This window comes from Bradyrhizobium sp. CCGB01, assembly GCF_024199795.1.
GTDB lineage: Bacteria > Pseudomonadota > Alphaproteobacteria > Rhizobiales > Xanthobacteraceae > Bradyrhizobium.
Genome location: NZ_JANADK010000001.1, coordinates 3,938,028 through 3,961,337 on the forward strand (window position 1 = coordinate 3,938,028; position 23,310 = coordinate 3,961,337).

General features: G+C 62.0%; 22 protein-coding genes and 1 pseudogene. 20 read left to right on the forward strand and 3 right to left on the reverse strand.

The window, feature by feature from the left end:
* The first annotated feature begins 99 nt into the window (after positions 1–99).
* Positions 100–627, forward strand: coding sequence for a hypothetical protein (locus NLM25_RS17790; RefSeq protein ID WP_254137844.1), 528 nt, complete (start codon positions 100–102; stop codon positions 625–627).
* A 129-nt stretch (positions 628–756) separates the two neighbouring features.
* On the opposite strand, the pseudogene NLM25_RS17795 reads toward NLM25_RS17790, so the two are convergent.
* Positions 757–924: pseudogene (locus NLM25_RS17795) on the reverse strand (IS21 family transposase); the annotation flags it as partial.
* A 77-nt stretch (positions 925–1,001) separates the two neighbouring features.
* On the opposite strand from NLM25_RS17795, the gene NLM25_RS17800 reads away from it, so the two are divergent.
* Positions 1,002–1,481 carry a Crp/Fnr family transcriptional regulator gene (locus NLM25_RS17800; RefSeq protein WP_254137845.1) on the forward strand — a complete coding sequence of 160 codons (480 nt, stop codon included), beginning with the start codon at positions 1,002–1,004 and terminating at the stop codon, positions 1,479–1,481.
* Positions 1,482–2,467: 986 nt separating this feature from the next.
* Here NLM25_RS17800 and NLM25_RS17805 read toward each other — a convergent pair.
* Positions 2,468–3,199 carry an IclR family transcriptional regulator gene (locus tag NLM25_RS17805; protein ID WP_254137846.1) on the reverse strand — a complete coding sequence of 244 codons (732 nt, stop codon included), beginning with the start codon at positions 3,197–3,199 and terminating at the stop codon, positions 2,468–2,470.
* Positions 3,200–3,435: 236 nt separating this feature from the next.
* On the opposite strand from NLM25_RS17805, the gene NLM25_RS17810 reads away from it, so the two are divergent.
* The 7 genes from NLM25_RS17810 to solA all read left to right on the forward strand — a co-directional run bounded on the left by NLM25_RS17810 (position 3,436) and on the right by solA (position 10,553).
* Positions 3,436–4,266: a transporter substrate-binding domain-containing protein gene (locus NLM25_RS17810; RefSeq protein ID WP_254118199.1), complete on the forward strand. Its 831-nt coding sequence runs from the start codon at positions 3,436–3,438 to the stop codon at positions 4,264–4,266.
* 20 nt (positions 4,267–4,286) lie between these two features.
* Positions 4,287–5,003 (forward strand): amino acid ABC transporter permease, encoded by a 717-nt coding sequence (locus tag NLM25_RS17815; RefSeq protein WP_254118200.1) that lies wholly within the window; start codon positions 4,287–4,289, stop codon positions 5,001–5,003.
* The gene (locus tag NLM25_RS17820; RefSeq protein ID WP_254137847.1) at positions 5,003–5,818 is read left to right on the forward strand and encodes an amino acid ABC transporter permease; all 816 of its coding nucleotides are present in this window, start codon (positions 5,003–5,005) and stop codon (positions 5,816–5,818) included. Before NLM25_RS17815 ends, NLM25_RS17820 begins: the two co-directional genes overlap by 1 nt.
* Positions 5,815–6,561: an amino acid ABC transporter ATP-binding protein gene (locus tag NLM25_RS17825; protein ID WP_309143600.1), complete on the forward strand. Its 747-nt coding sequence runs from the start codon at positions 5,815–5,817 to the stop codon at positions 6,559–6,561. The genes NLM25_RS17820 and NLM25_RS17825 overlap by 4 nt, the downstream gene beginning before the upstream one ends.
* A gap of 51 nt (positions 6,562–6,612) precedes the next feature.
* Entirely contained in the window at positions 6,613–7,929 is a 1,317-nt protein-coding gene (locus tag NLM25_RS17830) for an FAD-binding oxidoreductase (RefSeq protein WP_254137848.1), read from the forward strand.
* A gap of 57 nt (positions 7,930–7,986) precedes the next feature.
* Positions 7,987–9,303, forward strand: coding sequence for an FAD-binding oxidoreductase (locus tag NLM25_RS17835; RefSeq protein ID WP_254137849.1), 1,317 nt, complete (start codon positions 7,987–7,989; stop codon positions 9,301–9,303).
* An 83-nt stretch (positions 9,304–9,386) separates the two neighbouring features.
* Entirely contained in the window at positions 9,387–10,553 is a 1,167-nt protein-coding gene (gene solA / locus NLM25_RS17840) for an N-methyl-L-tryptophan oxidase (protein WP_254137850.1), read from the forward strand.
* 511 nt (positions 10,554–11,064) lie between these two features.
* Here solA and NLM25_RS17845 read toward each other — a convergent pair.
* Positions 11,065–11,850, reverse strand: coding sequence for a DeoR/GlpR family DNA-binding transcription regulator (locus tag NLM25_RS17845; RefSeq protein WP_254137851.1), 786 nt, complete (start codon positions 11,848–11,850; stop codon positions 11,065–11,067).
* Positions 11,851–12,103: 253 nt separating this feature from the next.
* Here NLM25_RS17845 and NLM25_RS17850 point away from each other — a divergent pair, with 253 nt between their 5' ends.
* The 11 genes from NLM25_RS17850 (at position 12,104) to NLM25_RS17900 (ending at position 23,310) form a co-directional block, all read left to right on the forward strand.
* Positions 12,104–13,120, forward strand: coding sequence for an ABC transporter ATP-binding protein (locus tag NLM25_RS17850; protein WP_254118208.1), 1,017 nt, complete (start codon positions 12,104–12,106; stop codon positions 13,118–13,120).
* A gap of 57 nt (positions 13,121–13,177) precedes the next feature.
* The gene (locus NLM25_RS17855; protein WP_254141210.1) at positions 13,178–14,434 is read left to right on the forward strand and encodes an ABC transporter substrate-binding protein; all 1,257 of its coding nucleotides are present in this window, start codon (positions 13,178–13,180) and stop codon (positions 14,432–14,434) included.
* A gap of 46 nt (positions 14,435–14,480) precedes the next feature.
* Entirely contained in the window at positions 14,481–15,401 is a 921-nt protein-coding gene (locus NLM25_RS17860) for a carbohydrate ABC transporter permease (protein WP_254137852.1), read from the forward strand.
* Positions 15,398–16,207 (forward strand): carbohydrate ABC transporter permease, encoded by an 810-nt coding sequence (locus NLM25_RS17865; protein WP_254137853.1) that lies wholly within the window; start codon positions 15,398–15,400, stop codon positions 16,205–16,207. The genes NLM25_RS17860 and NLM25_RS17865 overlap by 4 nt, the downstream gene beginning before the upstream one ends.
* Positions 16,207–17,046, forward strand: a complete 840-nt coding sequence (locus NLM25_RS17870; RefSeq protein ID WP_256570966.1) for an endonuclease/exonuclease/phosphatase family protein — start codon at positions 16,207–16,209, stop codon at positions 17,044–17,046. Before NLM25_RS17865 ends, NLM25_RS17870 begins: the two co-directional genes overlap by 1 nt.
* A gap of 1 nt (position 17,047) precedes the next feature.
* The gene (locus NLM25_RS17875) at positions 17,048–17,425 is read left to right on the forward strand and encodes an NUDIX hydrolase (RefSeq protein ID WP_254137855.1); all 378 of its coding nucleotides are present in this window, start codon (positions 17,048–17,050) and stop codon (positions 17,423–17,425) included.
* A 297-nt stretch (positions 17,426–17,722) separates the two neighbouring features.
* Positions 17,723–19,042 carry an extracellular solute-binding protein gene (locus NLM25_RS17880; protein ID WP_254137856.1) on the forward strand — a complete coding sequence of 440 codons (1,320 nt, stop codon included), beginning with the start codon at positions 17,723–17,725 and terminating at the stop codon, positions 19,040–19,042.
* A 155-nt stretch (positions 19,043–19,197) separates the two neighbouring features.
* Positions 19,198–20,085: an ABC transporter permease subunit gene (locus tag NLM25_RS17885; protein WP_254141211.1), complete on the forward strand. Its 888-nt coding sequence runs from the start codon at positions 19,198–19,200 to the stop codon at positions 20,083–20,085.
* Position 20,086: 1 nt separating this feature from the next.
* Positions 20,087–21,007, forward strand: coding sequence for an ABC transporter permease subunit (locus NLM25_RS17890; RefSeq protein WP_254137857.1), 921 nt, complete (start codon positions 20,087–20,089; stop codon positions 21,005–21,007).
* Between the two features lie 9 nt (positions 21,008–21,016).
* The gene (locus NLM25_RS17895; protein WP_254137858.1) at positions 21,017–21,778 is read left to right on the forward strand and encodes a glycerophosphodiester phosphodiesterase family protein; all 762 of its coding nucleotides are present in this window, start codon (positions 21,017–21,019) and stop codon (positions 21,776–21,778) included.
* Positions 21,775–23,310 (forward strand): alkaline phosphatase, encoded by a 1,536-nt coding sequence (locus NLM25_RS17900; protein ID WP_254137859.1) that lies wholly within the window; start codon positions 21,775–21,777, stop codon positions 23,308–23,310. Before NLM25_RS17895 ends, NLM25_RS17900 begins: the two co-directional genes overlap by 4 nt.

The window sequence follows — 23,310 nt, forward strand, 5'->3', positions numbered from 1 at the left end:
TGCACGCAAAGCAAGTGTGAACTGAAGCCGACGAAGCCCGATCTTTGCACAGAAACACCCATCTAACAATGAGGGGTGGCAGGGGAAGGACCAAAGGGGATGCACCGGCTGATCGGCACCACGAGAGTTTCGTTCCCGGTGCGAGCGCACCGAAAGATGCTGGCGGCAAGCTTGGGGCTTGGGCTGTTCCTACCCAGTGTGTGCTGTGCGGGCGTTCTGTCCGAGAGCGATTTCAGGCAGGCGGAGAGCCTTAGGCCGCTCTTTGCCAACCTCATGAACGACCTTGTCGCAACCGCAAAGCGCCCCGATGTTTCCAGCGGCGACGCCGACTGTGTCAACTCGACTATCCGGGAACTTCTTCAGATCTCCGACGAGCTAGCGAGCTACGAGTATCTGATCACGATGGAGAAAGATCTGACGGACTTTGGCGACAAAAGTCCGATGCGGGATATCGTCAAGTTTGCCGTCGACAAGAGCAGCACGATCCTGATCAGCGAAAGGAAACGGTTGGTTCAGATATCCGAGCGGTGCACCAAATATCCGTTGGGGCAAGGCAAGATTGAGCAGGCCGTAACCATCATCGATACGACGACTGGCATATTGGCTTCCATTCGAGCTCGCCTTTGACCCGGGCGAAAAAAAGCCGCCGCGCAGTAAGCGATCTCCACGTCCGGAGGTAACAGCGAAGGATCACTTGCAGATCCTGATGGACGACGAAGCGCGCCCAGATCAGCCAGTGAGTAGCCGAGCACCATCGAGAAACACCTTGGTGGCGCCTTTTTTGTAAACCGGCGGCGCCAGGCTTCCGGCGATGTAGGCGCTGACTGTCTTTCGATCGACACCAGGTTGCTGGGCGCGGGCACTGAGCGACAGACCTTGGCGACACAAATCCAGGATCATGACAAGTTCCCCAAGTGTGATCACCGCGGCTTCCTGCCTACGGCAGCAGCGTCAACGTCTCGGCGGCTTGTCACCGCTGGGAGCGGGAGTATATTTTCTCGATGGCTGTCAGCTCGCCCGATCTGAAAGCGTTTTTGCTTGCCACACCTTTCTTCGGTGGACTCTCGGACGCGAGCTGCGATCTCTTGGTCTCAATGCTGGTCGAGCGCCGCTTCGGCGCCGGTGACACTGTCGTGGCGGAAGGAGAACCCGGCCGCTCAATGTTCGTTGTTCACTCCGGAGAACTCGTGGTGAGCAAGCTCGGGGGCTCGGGGCGCATAATTCGCATGGCGAGTCTTGGGTCTGGTGACTTCTTTGGCGAGATGACTCTTATCGAGATGCAGAACCGATCAGCGACCATCGTCGCGCAGAGTCCAACCCTGCTATACGAGCTGACGGCTAGACAACTCTACGCGTACTATAAGGCCGACATCTACGCGTATGTGATGGTGATGCAGAATATCAACCGCGAGCTTTGTCGGCGGCTCCGCCGCGCCGACAATCGCATCGCGGAGCTACAGATGCTTCACGCGAGTCAATGACGAAGTGACGTTTATATCCGCTTTCGGTGCGCACGGGACATCGCGTGCGAAAGGCAACCAGCGCTTATTGCGTCGGCAGACGAAGCAGGCCAGCCCGCAGGATGAATTTGTCTTACCAGGCCGCCATTCGCGGAGGGCTCGGCAATCAGGAGCGGCTCGTCATCATTGAGCGCCAAATAAGTCGGCTCGATATAGGCCAACCATGAAATGCAGGCGCACACTAACAGGAGTTTTCGAGCGTTCGTCGAACCGTGCGCATCGCTTCAACCTGTCGGCCCCGCCGGCTGAGTTTGCGACGGTATATTGATGCTGCTGCGCTTTTAGGTCAGGGGACCTGCGGTTTCCTGTTAAGGCTCGCCACAGGCAAGGCGCTGCGGCCCCGAGATGACACTTCGTTGGCCGGCAGCGAAAGCTACAGGCCAACGTGGAGTTGCTTCATGCTCGGTTGACGAGATGAACGTAAGCGCGCCTGGGATGCCGCTTTATCATCACTATGCTTTTGAAGCTCGTTGCATGAATTTGTCGAGCCGCCCAATTGAAGGTCCGTTCAATGTGAGCCGGCTGCTCACCATCTGTTGATGCGTTGGATGAACTGAGCCGCGGCGGGATGAAGCTTCTTCCAGGAGCGGCATTTGTGATCGGCATTGCTCTCTCTTGGTGGCCGCCATCCTCGTCGGCTCGGCCGGCAGCCGGGTCAGACTAGCCTGTGTCGTGCCGAACCGCGTGGTCAGTCTCCGGACTGCGGCCGCGGCTGGCGAATGGAAGCGAGCGCGCGCCGCGCACGAGAGGCTCTATCCGCTTGTGGTCGCGATCCACCGCGATGCGCCCGGAGGGCGGGCAACCGAGCGGCTCAACGCAAGCCTGAAGCTACTCGGGTTTCTCCCATGCGAGGTGGCGCGGCCGCCGCAGGCGCCGAACGAGTTGCGGTGCAGCTCGCTGGTGCGCTCCAAGCTAAGCGAGGCTCGTTAAGCCACTGCCCCTCCGTCCTACTGACCGACGATGGCGTTGATCTCCTCCTCGAGCAGAGCGCCATAGCGTTCGATGACGCCGGGCCCGACCTTGGCGCAGAGCAGCGTGAAGCTGAGCGCTGCACCCGGCTTTTCTCCCGGCGTCATGATCGGCATGCCCACGCCGGCAATGCCTGGAATGAGCTCGCCCATATCTACTGCGTAGCCACGCCGGCGGGTATCGGCGATCAACTGCCGAACCTTGTCCTCGGTGAGGTTGCGATACGCCGCATAGCGTCCGAGATTGGCGCGGATGATGTACTCCTGCTCGTCATCATCGAGGAACGCGAGCATCGCGATCGAGCCAGGGCCGACGCCGAGGGGCACGAAGCCACCGACCGATCCCGTCAGCGTCGGCACGATGCATTCGCCGTCGCGCCGGTCGAGACAGACTGAATCGTGGTTGAAGCGGGCCATCAGGTGGGTCGTGTCGCCGGTGCGGCGCCTGAGCCGGGTGAGCGCGACCTCGCAGCGGCTGATGATGCCGGGGCCACGGGCCGCGCGGACGCCGTAGATCGCCATGCGTGCACCCAGCCGATAGCGGCGTTTCTTGTTGTCGCGGGCGAGCAGCTTGTGGCCGACCAGCGTGTTGAGGATGCGGTGACAGGTGGCGGTGTTGAGCCCGGAGCGGGCCGCCAATTCCTTGAGTGGTAGCCCATCGACGCCGCCATCGGCGACGAGATCCAGCAGGACGACGGTACGGTCGAGCAACTGGGCTCCACCGGATGGCGGTTGGACGATCACGGCGCAAATTCTCACATTATGAAAAAAGTGCTGTCGGCAACTTGTACAATGAGAAGGATGTGGCTCCAATGATGAAAATTAGGTCGCTCAAGAGGGATGCATATTCTTTGAGCGACCTGATTTCTGCAGGTGCACAGGGCTAATGGCTGACGCGGCGCCGAGGCAACGGCGCCGAAAGGCCGTGATTTATCCAGAGGAACAGGATGACACGCTTCAAAAGGATGATGGGCGTTTCCGCTCTCGCGCTCGCCGCTGTCTTTGCGGGTGGCGCCGCCGTGGCGGGCACGCTCGAGAACGTCAAGGCACGCGGCAAGCTGATCGTCGGCGTGAAGAACGACTATGTGCCCTACGGCTATTTGAACGACAAAAGTGAAGTCGTCGGCTTCGAGGTGTCGCTGGCGAAGTATGTAGCCAAGGAGCTTCTCGGCTCCGAGGACAAGATCGAACTCGTGCCGGTCATCGCTGCCAATCGCATCGATTTCCTGACCGCAGGCCGCATCGATGCGATCTTCGCCACACTCGGCGTCACGGCCGAACGCGCCAAGGTCATCGACTTCACGACGGAATACGTTTCTGCCGCCGGCCCATCAGTGCTGATGGCCAAGGAAGCGACGATCTCAAAATGGGAAGAACTGAAGGGCAAGTCGATCTGCGGCATCCAGGGTTCCTACTACAACAAGAAGATGACCGAGGAGTTCGGCATCACGCTCGTCGCCTTCAAGACGCAGCCGGAAGCTTACCGCGCGCTGAAGGATAATCGCTGTATCGGCTTCGTCTTCGACGACATGACGCTTCAGCAGAAACTCAAGGAGCCCGAATGGGCGAACTACAAGGTCGCCGTTGCACCCTATGAATTCCAGCCGATGGCCGGCGGCGTCCGCAAGGACGACGCGGAATTCCGCCAGGCCGTCGACAAGGCCATCGGGAAGGCCGAGGCCGAAGGCAAGCTGATTGCTTGGGAAACCGAGTTCGGCATGCCGCACTCCGACTACATCGCTGCGCGGGCAAAGGCTGCGTCTGCGAAGAAGAACTGACGGACACGGAGCAGCAGCCCTTGTTAGGTCTCGACTATTCCTGGCTCGCGGATCCAGCGTACCAGCGATGGCTGCTCATCGGTGTCGTCAACACGCTGAAGCTGGCGGCGCTCTCGTCGAGTGCCGCCATCCTCATCGGCATGCTGGGGGCCCTCGGCCTCACGCTGCGGATATTCTGGCTCGATGCCTTGATCGAGCTGTTCGTCGAGGTGTTCCGCAACACGCCGCCGCTGTTGCAGATGCTGTTTGCCTACTTCACCCTCTCGACCCTCGGCCTCAAGGTGACCGATCCTTCAACCGGGCTGTCGGTGCCGCTGCTCAGCGCCTTCGCCTGCGCTGCGATTTCGCTCAGTCTCTTTGGCGGGGCGCTGGCCATAGAAACCTTTCGCTCGGGGATCGAAACCATGCCGCGCTCGATCGTCGATGCGGCGCGCTCACTCGGGTATGGCCGATGGGCCCGGTTCTGGCGCATCGAGGCACCGATCGCGACCCGCATCTGCCTGCCGGGACTGACGAACATCCTGACCAACCTCTTCAAGACGACGTCGCAGGCGTCCGTCATCACCGTGCCGGAGCTCATGTACTACGCCGGGCAGATTTACAACGACACGTTTCGTACGCTGGAAGTGATGATCCTCGTGCTCCTCATCTACGTGACGCTGGTGTCCATTCTGACATTCGCGATGGCAAGGCTCGAAGCCTTCATGGCCTTCCCTGGTTATGGAAGGGGGCATTGATGACAGGTTTGGTGCTCCACTACGAGGACAAGAAGCGCGCTGTTCAGTTGCTGATCGCCCTTGGTGTGGTGGTCTGGATTGGTGTCGATGCCGCGACGGGCGGCTCGGCGTACTGGACCCGTGTGATGGTGCGGCTTCCCGTGCTTCTGACCGGCTCCGCAACCGGTTGGCCGGTCACCGGCGGTTTCATCCTCAATATTCTTCTTTCCGTTGCGTCCATGGTTCTGGCGACGGCGCTTGGCACAGCTATGGGGCTTGGGACGCTCGCGCGGTTCGAACCGATCCGGATCGTTTCGCTCCTGTTGGTGAACTTCCTGCGCAATTCACCCTGGCTCGTTCTGCTCTTCGCAACGCTCTATTTCCTGCCCTTCGAGATGCGCATCTTCGGCACGATCGTTCCGTTCCCGCCATTCGTGAAAGCCGTGATTGGCCTCGCGCTGCCGACGGCGGCGAATTTCTCCGAGGTCATCCGCGGCGCGGTCCAGTCCATTCACAGCGGCCAGTGGGAGGCGGCCCGTTCGCTCGGCTACACCACCGGCCAGATCTACCGCCACGTGATCATGCCGCAGGCCATGCGGCGCATGATTCCGGGCTGGATGAATCTCTACGCGCTGCTCATGATCGCGACCGCGCTCGCCACGGTCACCGGCATCCAGGACGTGCTGACGATTCTGAACACGTTGCTGGCCACGGAGAACGAGCGCGTGATCGTCTACTTCTATCTGACCGTTCTCTTCCTGTTCATCGCCTACTGCTATCCGATCGCGGCCCTGGCGCGCCGGCGGGAACGTGCCGTGAAGGGAGACAATCTGTGAGCCGCATCGAGGCGCTGATCGAGCTCGACAACGTCCGCAAGTCCTTCGGCGACTTCCAGGTCCTCAAGGGCATTTCGATGTTCGTGCAGAAGGGGGAGGCCGTCTGCATCATCGGCCCCTCCGGATCGGGCAAGTCCACCATCCTGCGCTGCATTAATGGCCTGTTTCCCATCGACGAAGGCTTTATTCGCGTCGGTGCGCATCGCGTGCACGAAATGAAGTCGGAAAAGGCGATGCGGCCGTTGCGCCATCAGGTGGCGATGGTGTTCCAGCAGTACAACCTGTTTCCGCATCGCACAGCACTGCAAAACATCATGATGGCGCCCGTCCAGGTTCTCGGACACGACCGCGCCGAAGTCGAGGAGCGCGCCCGCAAGCTCCTGAAGAAGGTGCGTCTCGCCGAGAAGGCGGACAGCTATCCGGGGCAGCTCTCCGGCGGGCAGCAGCAGCGTGTGGCGATCGCCCGCGCGCTCGCGATGCAGCCGGAGGTCATCCTGTTCGACGAGGTGACGGCGGCGCTCGATCCTGAAACTGTGAAGGACGTGCTCTTCGCCATCCGCGAACTGGTGGAGGAAGGTCTCACCTGCATTCTCGTGACGCACGAGATGAAGTTCGCCCGGGAGGTCTCGCAGCGCGTCTGCTTCACCGATCATGGCCTGATCGTTGAGAGTGCGCCGCCTGCAGAACTCTTCGATAATCCGCAAGATCCGCGCACGCGCGAATTCCTCGGTCAGGTTCTCTGATCGCGCCGTCTCACGTTCAAAGAAAGACAAGCCGGAAAGGCTCGATCCATCATGCCCCGCTTTGACGATATCTATGCCAAGGAATTCAAGGAGACGCCCTATTGGTGGGAGGCTGCCGAACCGGAAACCGATCTCGATCCTTTGCCGGAACGCGCCGACGTCGTGGTCATTGGCTCGGGCTATGCGGGGCTGAATGCGGCGACCCATCTGGCGCGCGCCGGGCGTTCGGTCGTCGTCATCGACGGCGACCGGATCGGAGAGGGAGCCTCGACGCGGTCGGGCGGCATGGTGTCGAGCGGCCAGAAGCTGGTCGTTGGCGGCGCGATCAAGGGGATCGATCCGGCGCTATTCTCGCGCCTGATCGGCGAAAGCAACGAGAGCTTCGATTATCTGAAGATGTTGGTCGAGACCGAGAAGCTTGACGCCGGGCTCGCGCTCACGGGCCGCTTTTTCGGCGCTCACGCGGCGGGCAACTACGAAACCCTGAAGCGACACGGCGCGCTGCTGGCGGAGAAAACCGGCGTCACTGTGCGCTTTCTGGATCGGGCGCAGCAGCGGGCCGCGATCGGTTCGGACTATTATCATGGCGGCATGGTGATCGACCAATATGGCGGTCTGCACCCGGGCAAGTATCACAAGGCGTTGCGCGACCGGGCGCGCAACGCCGGCGTCCTGCTGCGTTCGCATGCCCGTGCGGGCATGGTGCAGGACGGCGCGGGTGGCGAGAAGATCGTGCCGACCGCACGGGGCAGCATCCGGGCCGCTCACGTCGTCGCAACCACCAACGGCTACACCGCCGCCGATGCGACGCCGGGGCTCGCCAGCCGCATCGTGCCGGTCAAGAGCTATCAGATCGCCACCGAGCCGCTGCCGGCTGATCTGCTCGCCGAGCTCATTCCGCAGGCCCGCATGGTGTCGGACACGCGCCGCGACCTGATCTACACAAGGCCGTCACCCGACGGGACGCGACTTCTGTTCGGTTCGCGCCCGGGCATCTTCGACATGCCGGATAAGCTTGCCGCCAAGCGGCTCTATGCGCGCATGCTAACTATCTGGCCTCAGCTTGCGGGTGTGAAGATCACCCATGCCTGGAGCGGGCGTGTGGCGATGACGGTCGACAAGCTCGCCCATCTCGGTACCCGCGACGGCACTGATTTCGCCGCCGGCTGTAACGGCAATGGCGTCGCACTGATGACCTATCTCGGTTACCAGACGGCGCGGAAAATTCTCGGCGAGCAGAACATGCCGTCTGCCTTTGATCGGGACAAATTCACCGCTGTGCCGTTCTATGCCGGCAAGCCGTGGTTCGTGCCGCTTTTTGCCGGCTGGTATCGCCTGCGCGATTTCCTCGACCGCCCGGGGCGCTGACAGCAAGGCACAGCTGATCCGCATGGCTTTCCGTCTGCTCCTTTCCAGGAGGACAATTTGTCCCGAATAATTCCCGACCCTGTCGTCACCCCGCAGGAGCTGCCCGCGCAAGTTGACGTGGTCGTCATCGGCGGCGGCATCATCGGCGTCTCGACGGCGCTCTCGCTGGCCGAGCGCGGCGTCAGCGTGGCCTTGTGCGAAAAGGGGTTGATCGGAGCGGAGCAATCGTCGCGAAACTGGGGCTGGGTCCGCCAGATGGGGCGCGATCCGGCCGAGTTGCCGCTTGCCATGGAAAGTCTCCGGCTCTGGCGTGGCATGAACGCGCGCATCGCCGGCGAAACGGGTTTTCGGCAGACGGGCATCGCCTACCTCTGCGACACCGATGCCGACGTCGCGATGTATGAGGAGTGGCTCAAGCATGCCACCCCGTTGGGTCTGGATTCCCGCCTCGTCAGCGGCGAGGCGCTGAAGACGCTCATTCCCGGGGCGGCGAGGCCGTTCCGGGCCGCGTTGCACACGCCGAGCGACGGCAAAGCCGAGCCCTTTATCGCAGTCCCGGCGATGGCGCGGGCCGCGGCCGCCACAGGCGTGCACATCCTCACCAATTGCGCGGTCCGCTCCATCGAGCGATCGGCGGGCCGGGTGAGCGGCTGTGTGACCGAGCGCGGTGAGATCCGCTGCTCCTCCGTGGTTCTGGCGGGGGGAGCCTGGTCGCGGCTGTTCGCTGGCAACATGGGCATCGATCTGCCGGTCCTGAAGATCCTCGGCAGCGTCGTCCGCCTGTCCTCGGTCGACGGCGTTCCGGATTTCGCAGTTGGCGCGGGCAACTTCGCTTTCCGTCGCCGTCTGGACGGCGGGTTCACCGTCGCCCAGCGCAACGCAAATATTGCGCCGATCACGCCGGACAGCTTCCGTTTGTTCTGCGATTATACGCCGACGCTCATCAAGAGCTGGAGTGAGCTGACACTTCGCATCGGCGGTCAGTTTTTTCGCGAGCTGTCGATGGCGCGAAGCTGGCGGAGCGACGAAGTTACGCCTTTCGAACAGGTCCGCATTCTCGATCCCGATCCGTCGTGGCGCTTCGTTCGAGGGGGCGTTCGCCATTTGCGCGAGGCTTTCCCGGTATTCGGCGACGCCAAGATCACAAAGATGTGGGCCGGCTTGATGGACGTTACGCCGGATGCCGTTCCGGTCATTGCGCCGGTCGGCTCGATTCCCGGCTTCTATCTCGCAACAGGTTTTTCCGGTCACGGTTTCGGTATCGGCCCGGGCGCCGGCGCGTTGATGGCCGATTTGGTGACCGGATCGAAAGCTTGTGTCGATCCGGCTCCGTTCCGGATGGAGCGATTCAAGCGGCTGAAAAAGGTCGCCTGATTTGAGCTCTCGTGTCCGTCGATCGCGGATCGCGACGCCTCTACAATGGTCAATACTTCAGACGCGAACCCGGAGAGCACGCCATGACCGAGCAAGCAGATTTCGTTGTCGTAGGCCTTGGCGCGATGGGCAGTGCAATCCTTTACCAATTGGCCAAGCGCGGCGTGCATGCGATCGGAATCGATCGTTTCGCGCCCCCACACCGTATGGGGTCGAGCCACGGCGAAACCCGTATCACGCGACAGGCGGTCGGTGAGGGTGGCGTCTACGCTCCACTCGTCCTCAACTCCCACCGGATCTGGCGCGAGCTTGAAGCGGATACCGGAGAGAGGCTGCTGAATGATTGTGGCGTTCTGGTCATGGGGCCCGGCACGGGACCGACCTCGCACCATGGCAAACCGGACTTCGTCGCGCGCTCGGTCGAGGTCGCTCGCGAGTTCGGCATCGAGCACGAAATTCTCGACGGTACGGAAGTTGCCCGCAGGTTCCCGCAATTCCTGGGCCTCGCAGGAAACGAGAAGGCTTACTATGAACCTGGCGGCGGATATGTTTTTCCCGAGCGCTGCATCTCGGCGCAACTGAGCCGCGCCTCGCAGCTCGGCGCGCAGATCCGTACCGGCGTCGAGATCCTTTCAATCGACCAGCGCGGCATGGTCCGCATCGAGACCTCGAGCGGAACGATCCAAGCGAAGCAAGTGGTGGTCACGGCCGGTGGCTGGACGGCACCGTTGCTGGGTACGCCATTCGACCGTCTGTTGACGGTCAATCGTCAGGTTCTTCACTGGTACGAGCTTGATGATCTCGCAGCTTATGGGCCTGACGCGCCGGCGTTCATCTGGATGCATGGCGCGACCGACGTCGACTACCTCTATGGCTTTCCGCCGCTGCCAGGCGATCGCCGCATCAAGGTCGCGACCGAGCAATATGAGACGCGGACCACCGCTGACACCATCAACCGCGAGGTCGATCCGGAGGAGTCCGCCGAGATGTACCGAAGGCACGTGCACGCTCGGTTGGCGGGTGCAACGCCTCGCGTTGCCCAGGCAGCCGCCTGTCTCTACACCGTCACGCCCGATCGAGGGTTCATCATTGATCACCATCCGCGCCATGATCGCATTTTCGTGGTCTCGGCATGTTCCGGCCACGGTTTCAAGCACTCCGCCGGAATCGGTGATGTGGTTGCCGAACGATTGACCGAGGGGCGCAACCATATCGATCTGACTTCGTTTGCGATCGCTCGTTTTGAGTAATTCCAGCTGCTCTCCCAAAGATCGACCAGTGCTTCGGCGAAATGCACTCGACCGACAAGAGGGTTGTCCAATTGCGGCATCCGGCTGCGCAATATCCTAGCGCCACGTGGTTGGCATCGCACCGCGAGCGCCCCTTGAGTAGTGCTGCCTGCGGGAGATCAAAAAAGATCTCGCGACAGCCAGCGTGAGCAGGGTTCTCTGAGGCGGTAGATCGGTTGCGGAAAGTGCCGATCCTGGCTGCGCATTCGCGTAGCTGCGCTTGTGACCTATTCGATCAAGGACGCGGCGCACTAGGATAGAGCAACTGACTCCCAATCAGCGGGCCCCAGGTTCGAGCCCTGGTGCGCCCACCATTTTAATCAAGCACCTAGCATCTAGCGTGGCGCGGTGGGGTGCCCTCATTTTGCAGGTCATTTTACAGTTTTGCTCGCGCTCCGGGCTTAAGCACTGCTGCTTCAGCAAGCTGGATCTTGCGACCCGCGATATGCGCATCGAGGAACGCCTGCCGACGCTACTGGGCCACTAGGTCGGGGGCCGTTACGTGAATGCGATCGGCGTATCGGGCGGTGATCGGCTGGAAGGCTAGTGGCAATGGGCCATCGGTGAAGAAGTGATGGCAATCGTCGAGATGTCCGCCGCGCACCGTCGCGTTGCGGCCGAATTTGGTAATGTCGGCCACAAGCAAGGCGGTTCGCGAATTGGCAACAATGGCTTGCCGCGCCTTAACCTCGTCAGAGTGAAAATCGAGCAGCGTGCCGTCTTGGTCAACACCGCCGACGCCGAAGATGCCGTAGTCGGCGCGAAAGCCCGAGAAGAAACGGACGGCGGCTTCGCCGACGATATCGCGGTCGAGCGGGCGAAGCGTGCCGCCTGCGATCGAGATTTCCACATCGGGGTTTTGCGCGAACGCCGCGGCCACATTCAGATTGTTGGTGATGACACGCAAATCCTGGCGACGGGATAATGCCTGGGCAACGTATTCAGGCGTCGTGCCGAGGCCGATCATGATCGAGGCCCCGTCGGGGATGAATCTTGCGGTCGCATGCGCGATGCGACGTTTCGCATCGGCGTTCAGTCCCTGCCTGCTTCCATAAGCGAGATTCTGGTTCTGCACGGGCAGGCCGACGCCGCCGTGGATTCGCCGCAGCAGTCCCTGGTCGCACAGCGCATTCACGAGACGCCGAATGGTCTGCTGGGTCACGTCAAAGTGCTTCGCGAGGTGTTCGATCGAGGCGAACCCTTTCTCTCGCACTATCTCCAGAATGTGGGCCTGTCGTGCCGTGGGCGTTTTGAGCATGGGCTCTCCGTGCCGACCAAAGTATCATTTGAACGGCCGGGGTGCAATTTTCTGTTTCACATGACGTCACATTATGTTCATATGAACATTATAATCGCTGCGCCGATGAAGGTTGCGTGGCCATGGGAGGACGACGGATGGATCGGTCGGGATGCCGGGACCGACCTTGGGCCGCTCCGCGCGCACAAAACGCGCCGCGTTTGCGTGACGACTGCATTCCGCTGAAATCACCACCGCCGAAAGCGATGACATCATGTCTGCTATCGCGCTGAGCCACGTCTCCAAGTTCTGGGGGACGATGCGAGCCGTCGACGATATAAGTCTGACGGCGGAGGAAGGCTCGCTGCTGGTGCTGCTCGGACCTTCTGGTTGCGGCAAATCCACCACGCTTCGATTGATCGCGGGTCTTGAAGAGCCCGATGGCGGTACGATCACGATCGGCGGTATGGATGTAACGCGCCTCTCCCCAGCGCAGCGGAAGATTTCCATGGTCTTCCAGTCCTATGCGCTGTTTCCGCATTTGAGCGTGGCCGAGAATATCGTGTTCGGTCTGCGCGTGCGGCGCGTATCGCGCGCCGAGCGGGACGAGCGGCTCCGTCGGGTGGCCGACATCGTTGGCCTTTCGCACCTCCTGGAACGCAAGCCCTCGCAACTGTCCGGCGGTCAGCGCCAGCGCGTGGCGCTCGGCCGCGCCATCATCGCGGAGGCGCGGGTCTGCCTCATGGACGAGCCGCTTTCAAATCTGGACGCAAAGCTGCGGCACGAGATGCGCACCGAGATCCGCGCGTTGCAACAACGTCTCGGCATGACGATGGTTTACGTCACCCATGACCAGACAGAAGCCATGACGATGGCCGACCGTGTCGTGCTGATGCGTGACGGGCGCATCGAGCAGAACGGCTCGCCGGAGGAGCTCTACAATCGTCCGGCCACGGCTTTCACGGCGCGGTTCATCGGGACACCACCGATGAATCTTCTGCGCCGGGGCGATCGCCTGATCGGCATCCGGCCGGAGCACATCCGCATCGTACAGGGTGGGGATCACGGTGCACGCGTCAAGGCCGTCGAGCATCTCGGTGCCGACAGCATCGTCCTGTGCGAGATCGATGGTCAGCCAATTTCGGTTCGATTGGATGGCTTTAGCAAGGTCCAGCCCGGCGAGGATATCAGGATCGCCTGGGATCCAGGTCACGAGCACCGGTTCGATCCTGGCTCGGAAACCCGGCTGGAAAACATCGTGCAAGAGGGCCTGCTGGCATCCAGCCAATAGCCACGGCGGCTGCAGAGCATAACGAGGGAGACTGACAAGATGTTTGCGCGACGAACAATGTTGATGGCGGCCACGTTTGCTGCGCTGTCCATGGGTGCCCGTCCGGCGGCCGCGGTGGATTTGACGATGTACTATCCGGTCGCGGTCGGAGGTCCCGTCACCAAGATCATCGACGACATTGTCTCCCGCTTCGAAAAGGAGAATGCGGACATCAAGGTCACGGCCGTCTACGCCGGCAATTACACGGACACGATGACCAAGGCGATGACGGCCATGAAGGGCGGCCAGCCGCCGCAACTGTCGGTGCTGCTGTCCACCGACGTCTTCACGCTGATGGACGAGAACGCGATCGTGCCGATCGACGGCCTCGTCAGCGACAAGGCGTGGTTCAAGGAATTTTATCCGGCGTTCATGGCGAACGGGCAGATCGACGGCAAGACCTGGAGCATCCCGTTCCAGCGTTCCACCATCGTGCTGTACTGGAACAAGGACGCCTTCAAGGAGGCCGGTCTTGATCCCGAGAAGGCACCGGCGTCCTGGGACGAAATGGTGGAGATGTCGAAGAAGCTGATCAAGAAGGACGCCTCCGGCAACACCACGCGCTGGGGCGTCGAAATCCCCTCGACCGGCTATGGCTACTGGATGCTCCAGGCCCTCGCCATCGAAAACGGGCAGAAGATGATGAACGAGCCTGGCAACGAGGTCTATCTGACAGCGCCGAAGACGGTCGCGGCGCTCGACTATTGGGTCGACCTGTCGCGCAAGCACAATGTCGCGCCTGCCGGCAGCATCGACTGGGCCACGCTGCGCACCGACTTCCTCGAAGGCAAGACGGCGATGATGTGGCACACCACGGGTAACCTCACAGCCGTCAAGGACGCCGCAAAATTCCCGTTTGGCGTGGCCATGCTTCCGGCCAAGGAGCGTCGGGGCTCGCCGACCGGCGGCGGCAGCTTCTATATCTTCAAGAGCGCGTCGCCCGAGCAGCAGAAGGCTGCCGTCAAGTTCATCCAGTGGATGACGGCGCCTGAGCGTGCGGCGGAATGGAGCATGAAGACCGGTTATGTCGCCGTGTCGCCGGCTGCCTACAAGACCAAGGCGATGGAGGAGTACGCCAAGGGCTTCCCGCAGGCGACCGTCGCGCGCGATCAGCTCGAGCACGCAGTGCCCGAGCTCTCGGTGCACGAGAATGGCCGCATCTACAAGTTCGTGAACGATGCGATCCAAGCCGCGATCACCAGCTCGCAGAAGCCGCAGGAGGCGCTGGCTTCCGCGCAAGCACAGGCTGACCGCGTGCTGCGCACCTACAAGTAAGGGGAACGGCAGGATGGCGGCTTGCCGCCATCCCGCCGGCTCAGGGATGTCAGAGATCGCCGCCACATCGAAGATCACTCCGCGCCGCGCTGGATCGCAGGCGTGGTGGAATGCGGTGAACGCCTGGCTGCTGCTGTTGCCGGCGGCGGTCCTGCTGGTCGGGTTCACCCATTATCCGATCCTGGCGACGATCCGGCGCTCGCTGTTCGTCACCAAGCGGAATGGCACGGAAGCTTTCGTCGGCCTCGACAACTATCAGGCCATGGTGGCCGATCCGATCTTCTGGAAGGCGCTGGTCAACAATTTCTGGTTCGCGCTTGGCACCATCCCGACCTCGATTGCGCTCGCGCTTATCATGGCGATCTGGGTCAATCGCAACATGCGTGGCCGCGGCTTCCTGCGCCTGGCCTATTTCACGCCGACGGTGCTGCCGATGATCGCGGTCGCCAACATCTGGCTGTTCTTCTACACGCCGGATTACGGGTTGCTCGACCAATTGCGCAGCCTGTTCGGTCTCGGCGGCTGGAATTGGCTCGGCGATCCTTCGACCGTGATGGGCTGCCTGGTCGTGATGGTGATCTGGAAGGAAGCCGGCTTCTTCATGATCTTCTATCTCGCAGCCCTTCAGCAGCTCTCGCCCGATCTCGACGAGGCTGCCTCGATCGAGGGCGCGAGCCGCTGGTATATATTCCGCCGCATCACGTTCCCGCTGCTGATGCCGACCACGCTGTTCGTGGCGATCAACGCTGTCATCAACTCGTTCAAGCTGGTCGATCATCTCGTCATCATGACCAAGGGCGGCCCCAACAACGCCAGCACGCTGTTGCTCTACTACATCTATGAGGTCGCCTTCACGTTCCAGGACGCGTCCTACGCTGCGACGCTGACCGTGGTGCTTCTGATCCTGCTGAGCGCGGTTGCGCTTGTAAAATTCGGCTATCTCGATCGCAGGATCCACTATCAATGAGAGGCCGGACGCATCCCGTAGAGGCGGTTGCAGCCTGGCTTCTGGCCTTGGTCTGGCTCGCGCCGCTGGCCTATGCGTTCTGGAGCGCGCTGCATCCGGCCGCCTATGCGACGTCGTTCAGTCTGTCTGCGCCCTGGACGCTGGAGAATTTTGCACGGGCCTGGAAGCAGGCGCCATTTGCCCGCTACTACCTCAATACGATCATCCTGGTGACCCTGGTCCTGGTCGGGCAGCTCATCCTGTCGACGCTGGCGGCCTACGCTTTTGCGCGCTTCAGGTTCAGGGGCAGCGGCATCGCCTTCGCGCTCGTGCTGCTGCAATTGATGATCATGCCCGACGTGTTGATTGTCGAGAATTATCGGGCGATCGCCAAGCTCGGATTGCTGGACACCATCCCCGCGATCGCGCTGCCCTATCTTGCCAGCGCCTTCGGTATCTTCCTGCTGCGACAGACTTTTAAGAGCGTCCCGCAGGAGCTGGTTGAGGCCGCCCGCGTCGAAGGGGCGGGACCGCTTGGAATTCTGTGGCGGGTCTACGTCCCGCTGGCGCGTCCGACCTATGTGGCCTTTGGCCTCGTCTCGGTGAGCTACCACTGGAACAACTTTCTGTGGCCGCTGATCGTCACCAACTCGGTAGAGGCGCGACCACTCACCGTGGGGCTCGCGGTGTTCGGTGCACCTGAGACCGGCGTGGATTGGTCGGTCATCACGGCGGCAACGGTGATGACCATGGCGCCGCTCTTGATCGCGTTCCTGCTTTTCCAGCGACAGTTCGTCCAATCCTTCATGCGTGCAGGAATCCGTTGATGCGACTTCTCACCTGGAACATTCAGTGCGGCAAGGGCTGCGACGGTGTGACCGATCTCGCAAGGATCGTCGCCGTCGCAAGGGAAACCCTGGATGCGGACGTCTTCTGCTTCCAGGAGGTGAGCTCGAACTTCTCCAAGTACGACGGCGGCGGGGATCAGAGCGCAGAACTCGCGGCGCTGCTTCCGGGCTACACGCCGATATTCCGGCCGGCGATCGAAACCGTCGATCAAGCCGATCAGTTGCATCGTTTCGGCAACATGACCCTGTCGCGCCTGCCGGTCGTGCAGATCAACAATCACATCCTGCCGTGGCCGGGCGCGGGCAGCGTGCGCAGCATGCGGCGCAATGCGCTGGAGGTGACGGTCACGGCCGCCTTCGGCACTTTGCGCGTTGTCAACACCCATCTCGAATTTCATTCGGTCGCTCAACGCGAGGCGCAGATCATGCGCCTGCTGGACTTGCAGGAGGATGCTTCGACGAGCCCCAAGGCGCCTGCCGGGAAGCCCGACGAGCCCTACGAAAGCCAAACCGTCGCAGCCGCGAGCCTGATGTGCGGCGATTTCAATTTTGACGTCAGCGATCCCCAGCACGCGCTGATCGACCGGTCGGGCCGGCCGGGCCTCAACTATCGCGACGCCTGGACTGCCGGTCGGTCGGATCGACCCCGCGCACCGACCTGCGGAATCTACGATCACGCACAATGGACCCACGGCCCCGATTGCCGCGACTTCATTTTCGCGACAGAGGATCTGGTGGGCCGCATTGATCGCATCGAGGTCAACGGCAAGACCGATGCGTCCGATCATCAACCGGTCCTGATTGAGTTGGCTGACTAATATGACGAAGGCTTCAAAACTGATCGCGGCGAAGAAGGGGCGGGTCCTGCTGGTCAGGCGACGGCGTGACAAGCTCTGGATGTTTCCTGGCGGCCGCAAGCAGGACGGGGAAAGCGAAAGGAAGTGCCTTCACCGTGAAATCCAGGAAGAACTGCCCAAGCTCAAGCTTGGGGCGGTAAAACTGTGGAAAGAGGTCAAGCGCAAGAACCGGAAAACCGGTCGAAGGATGAGCGACGCGATCTTCGTTGCAAAGAAGGCTTCCGGTCCATTGAAGATCGGTGACAAGAAGGAGATCGACAAGGTCGCCTGGCGAAAGCCGCGAGGGATCAGGCTTACGCCGACCTCGCGCTACATCCGGGATAAGCTGTTTCCAAAGTAGATCATATGCGGTGCGGCGGAATCGCTTTTAGCGCCGGCCGTCGCTCTTCCGCGCAGTGCCCCGGGCCACGCCACGCGCCTCTTGATTGATACCCGGCCAACGACGCGCCTTATCGCAACCCAACCGGATGCCGCCATACGGCCGAGGGCGCATGCCTGTCGCCGCGACGTTACAGACCGTCGCGCTGGAACAAATCTGCCCCTTTCATCGTCGCGACACATATGTCATTATAAGAATACAAATGATCAATGGCGCCGGGGCAGCCGGTTGACCGGGCTTTGACAGGGAGGACCATCCATGAAGCGCGCAACATTCATGGCGGTTTTGTTCACGGTTTTGGCGTTGGCGCCTTCGGCGAAGGCTGCGCGTATAGAGGTGCAGTGGTGGCACGCGATGAGTGGCGTGCTGGGCGACCGGCTCAACGAGGTGGTCGATAAATTCAACAAGTCCCAGGACAAATACACCGTCGTGGCGGTTGCCAAGGGCAATTACGACGAGGTGACCAACGGCGTCATCGCCGCCTATCGCGCCAAGCGGCCGCCTGAAATGGTGCAGATCGCCGAGCGCGGCTACATGACCATGCTGCTGTCGGAGGCGGTCGTGCCGGTGCAGGATCTCTTGGAGAAGCAGGGCTATAAGATCGATTTCGCCGATTTCATCAAGCCGGTGGCGAGCTTCTGGAGCTACAAGGGAAGGATGTCGGCGCTGCCGTTCAACTCCTCGACGCCGATCTTCTGGTACAACAAGGATCATTTCCAGAAAGCGGGCTTCGACAAGCCTGCCGACACCTGGCAGGAGCTGGAGAAGCAGCTCTATGCCATCAAGGCCAAGGGAATCAGTGAATGCGGCACCGTGCTGCCCGGCGATTTCTACTGGAGCCTCCTGGAGAACTACAGCGCCATCAACAACCAGCCCTATGGCACGCTTGCCAACGGCTTCGACGGGCTCGGTACCGAGTTCGTCTACAACAGGACCAAGGTCGTCTCGCAGGTGGCTCGCTTAAAGAAGTGGCTCGACGATGGCATCATGCAGATTGCGGGGCAGGGGTTTAGCCCGGAACAGCTCTTCACCTCCGGCCGCTGCTCGACCTTCGTCAACTCGACCGCATCACACGGCAATATCGAGCGCAACGCCACCATCAACTGGAGCGCCACGTTCCTGCCGCATGAGAGCGACATTGATCGACCGCTCAACAGCACGATCGGCGGCGGCGCGATCTGGGTGCTGAAGGGGCACACGCCGGAGCGTTACGAAGCGGTGGCTGCGTTCCTCAACTTCGTTGCCCAGCCGGAGACCCAAGTATGGTGGCATGGCGCGACCGGCTATGTTCCAGCGACCAACCGCGCCTACGAGCTGGCGCGCGAGCGTGGCTATTACAAGGACCATCCGACCCGTGAGATCGCCGTGCTGCAATTGTCGCGCGGAACGCCCAACGAGAACTCGCGCGGCTTCCGCTTCGGCAATTTCGTGCAGACCATGCTGGCGCAGCGCCAGGAGGTGGAGGCGGTCTTTTCAGGTCAGAAGCAGCCGCAGCAGGCGATGGATGACGCGGTCAAGCGTGGCAACGAGATCCTCCGTCAGTTCGAGAAGCTCAATGCCGGGAAAAATCTCGAGTGACTGCTGACGGCGTGCGTTCGTCTGCGACATGGCGTGACGTGGCTGTGGCTGCACAACCGCGTTCCGCCGCAGTGTCGGCCGAACCGACTTCGCACGGCGCCGGCCGGGCGTCGGCGTCGCGGAAGAAGAAAGCGCGGCCCGCGCAGGAGGCGGGGCTGAAGCGGGCGAATTTCGGCGAGGGGCCGGGCCTGCCGACCTTGCTGCTGCTGCCGCAATTTTTGATCCTGCTGTTCTTCTTCTTCATCCCTTCGCTGCGGGCATTGACTCAATCGGTGCTGCTGTCCGATCCCTTCGGCACCACGGTCCAGTTCGTCTGGCTCGACAATTTCACGGAATTGTTCGCCAGCGGCGAATACCGCCAGTCGATGTGGGTGACGTTTCAGTTCACCGTCGGGCAGAACGCGCTGACGCTGCTGGTTGCGCTGGTGCTTGCCTTTGCCACCGACCACATCATCCGCGGCCGCTCGGTCTACCGCACCATCATTCTCCTGCCCTATGCGATTGCGCCGGCGATCGCCGGCATTCTCTGGGCCTTTCTGTTCAATCCGGCGGTCGGGCCGCTCGCTCAGATTCTGCATGGGCTCGGAATCGCCTGGGATCCGAACCTCAATCCAAACCACGCGCTGCTTCTGGTGACGCTGGCCGCCTCGTGGAAGCACATCTGCTACGATTACATCTTCCTGGTGGTGGGCTTACTCGCCGTGCCGGTCTCGCTGATGGAGGCTGCGGCCGTCGACGGTGCCGGCCCGATCCGGCGGTTTGTCTCGATCGGCCTGCCGATGCTCGGGCCGACCGTGTTCTTCCTCGCCGTGATGAACTTCATCTACGGCTTCTTCGAAACCTTTGCGATCATCGACGCCGTCACCAAGGGCGGTCCGGCCGGCGCCACCAACATCCTCGTCTACAAGGTCTATGTCGACGGCTTCGTCAATCTCAACCTCGGCTCCTCCGCCGCGCAGTCGGTGCTGCTGATGAGCTTTGCGTTGCTCTGCACGCTGCTGCAGTTCCGCTATTTCGATCGCAAGGTCAACTACGGGGTCTGAGATGGTCGAGCGCGCACCTGTCCTCAGTTTTGTCTGCCATGCGATCCTGATCGCGGGCGCGTTGATCGTGTGCGTGCCACTCTATTTTGCCTTTGTCGCGGGCTCGCTCTCGATCGCCGAGGTGCAGAAGGTGCCGCTACCCTGGCTGCCGGGCGATCAGTTCCTCAGCAATCTGCAGGCAGCCTGGGCGAAGGCGAATTTCAGCCGCACCTTCGTCAACTCGGTCGTGGTGGCGCTCGGCATCACCGCGGGCAAGATAGCGGTATCTCTGCTCTCCGCTTTCGCCATCACTTATTTCCGCTTCCGCTTCCGGATGCTGGCGTTCTGGCTGATCTTCGTCTCGCTAATGCTTCCGATCGAGGTGCGGATCGTGCCGACCTTCGAGGCGGTGGCCAACGCGGCGCTGCCGCTGCAATGGCTCGCCGACACCCTGCATCTTGCCGATCTCTGGCGCTGGATCAGCGGCCACGACGTCACGATCGCGCTCGAATGGAACATGGTCAATACCTATCCCGGCCTGATCCTGCCGTTGATTGCCTCTGCGACAGCGACCTTCCTGTTTCGCCAGTTCTTCCTGACGGTGCCCGACGAACTCTGCGAGGCGGCGCGGCTCGACGGTGCCTCGCCGCTGCGCTTCTTCTGGAGCATCCTGCTGCCGCTGTCGGTACCGAACATGGTCGCACTTGCGATTATCCTATTCCTGTTTGGCTGGAATCAATATCTTTGGCCCCTGCTGTTCACGACTGACAAGGACATGGCGACAGCAGTCATTGCCCTGAAGAACCTCATCCCGCGCTCCGACAGCGAGCCGGCCTGGAACGTCGCCATGAGCGGCGCGCTCCTGACCATGCTGCCGCCGACGCTCGTGATCCTGCTGTTGCAGCGCTGGTTCCTGAAGGGGTTGGTCGACAGCAGCAAGTGAGGAGATAAAATGGTTTTCATCGCCGGACATCGGGGCGGGCGGGATCTTTGGCCCGAGAACAGCCTGCTCGGCTTCCGCAGATTGTGCGACCTCGATGTCGATGCGGTCGAGTTCGATGTGCACCAGAGCTCGGACGGCGGGATCGTCGTCATCCACGATCCCCTGCTCGACCGCACCACGCATGATTCCGGTCCGGTCGGCGAGCGCAGCCTGAACCGGCTGACCTCGACGCGGCTGCGTGATGCCGGTGACGAGTGCATCCCGACCTTGTCGTCCGTGCTCGACGTGTATGCCTCAACCGCGCTGGAACTGCATATCGAGATCAAGACCGACGCGCTGGGTAACGCCTATCAGGGACTCGAGGCGAAAATCATCGAGGAGATCAAGCGACGTGGTCTCGAGCGACGGGCGGTCATCACCTGTTTCGTGCCCGAGGTGGTCGAGACGGTGCGGCGGCTGTCGCCAGATGCGCGGGTGCTGCTGTCGCTCGACCGCCGCTCGGCGGAGATGATGGGCGGGATTGCACCGGCGCTGGAACGGCTCGCAAAGATCCGCGACTGCATCGTGGCGATCGAAAAGGCGCTGCTGACGCCGGCACTGCCGCTGGCGCTCGGCATCCTCGGCACCTCCAGGCTCGGCGCCTGGGTCACCAACACGCCGGAGGATATCGACTACTGGTTGGCCCAGCCGGTGCGGCAGATCACGACCGACCGGCCGGATCTCGCCGTCGACATCAGGCGCAGGCGCGCGGCGGTGCCGGCTGCGTCATGACGGGAATTCCGCGCCGGCATTTTCTTGTTGGATCGCTGGCGGGGGCCGCGTTTGCGGCCCCCTGCGGCATCGTGCGCGGCGCACCCGTCACCTTCAGCTCCGATCCCTATACGCTCGGGATCGCCTCTGGATGCCCGCGCGCGGACCGCGTCATCCTGTGGACGCGTCTCGCGCCGCAGCCGCTCGAAGACGGCGGCATGCCAGATACGGCAGTCGAAGTGGAATGGCAGGTCGCGGAGGATGAGAAGTTTGCGCGTGTCGTTGCACGTGGCACCGAGCGCGCGACGTCCGAGCTCGCACATTCCGTGCATGCCGAGGCGAGGGGGCTGCAGCCCGATCGCGTCTACTGGTACCGCTTCCGCGCCGGTACGGCCGTGAGCCCGGTCGGGCGCACGCGCACCGCGCCGGCCGGGCGCAAGGCGCGCGTCCGGTTCGCCTTCGCTTCCTGCCAGCAATACGAGCAGGGCTTTTTCAGCGCCTATCGCGATATGGCCACGCGCGATCTCGATCTTGTCGTGCATCTCGGCGACTACATCTACGAACGATCCTGGGGATCGCGCCATGTGCGCAAGCACGGCGTCGGAATTCCGACGACGCTGGCCGAATATCGCAATCGTTATGCGCTCTACAAGACCGACGTCGACCTGCAGGGGGCTCACGCAGCCTTTCCGTTTCTGTCGATCTGGGACGACCACGAGGTCATGGATGACTACGCCAATGACCGCTCCTACACGGTGCACGATTCCGTGCAGTTCCTGAAGATCCGGGCCGCCGCTTACCAGGCCTATTACGAGCACATGCCGTTGCCGCCCTCGGCACGGCCGCGCGGGCCGGATGCCACGATCTACGAGCATTACCGGTTCGGTGATGTGATGGACGTGTTGCTGCTCGATGACCGGCAATATCGTTCGGCCTCCGCCTGCACGAATGGCGGGCGGCCGACCTGGATCGCGCCCTGTGCCGAGCGGATTGAGGAAGCGCGCACCATGCTGGGGCGAGCTCAGGAAAAATGGTTCGATGACCGCCTGTCTGATTGTCGTGCACGCTGGACCATCGTCGCGCAGCAGACCTTGATGGCGCAGGACCGTCGCGACGCCGATGACGGCGACCACTATTGGATGGACGGCTGGGACGGCTATCCCAATGCCCGCCGTCGCCTGCTTGATGGGCTCGCCGCGCACCAGACGCGCAACCCGATCGTGATCGGCGGCGATCGCCATGCCTTCTATGCCGGCAGCCTGAAGCGCGATTTCACGCGTCCCGACGAGCCGACGGTCGCGACCGAATTCGTCGGCACGTCCATTACCTCGGACGGGCCGGGCGAAGCCTCGACACGCAAAGCGCTCGCCGAGAACCCGCATCTTGCCTTTGCGAGCGGCGAAAAGCGTGGCTATGCCACTGTCGAGCTCGACGAAAAGACCTGCAGGGTCGGTTTCGAGGCGGTAGACGACGTCAAGGACATCAAGAGCAGCGTGCGGCGGCTTACGACCTTCGTAGTCGAGGACGGGACGCGAGGACCAAAGGCGATCTGA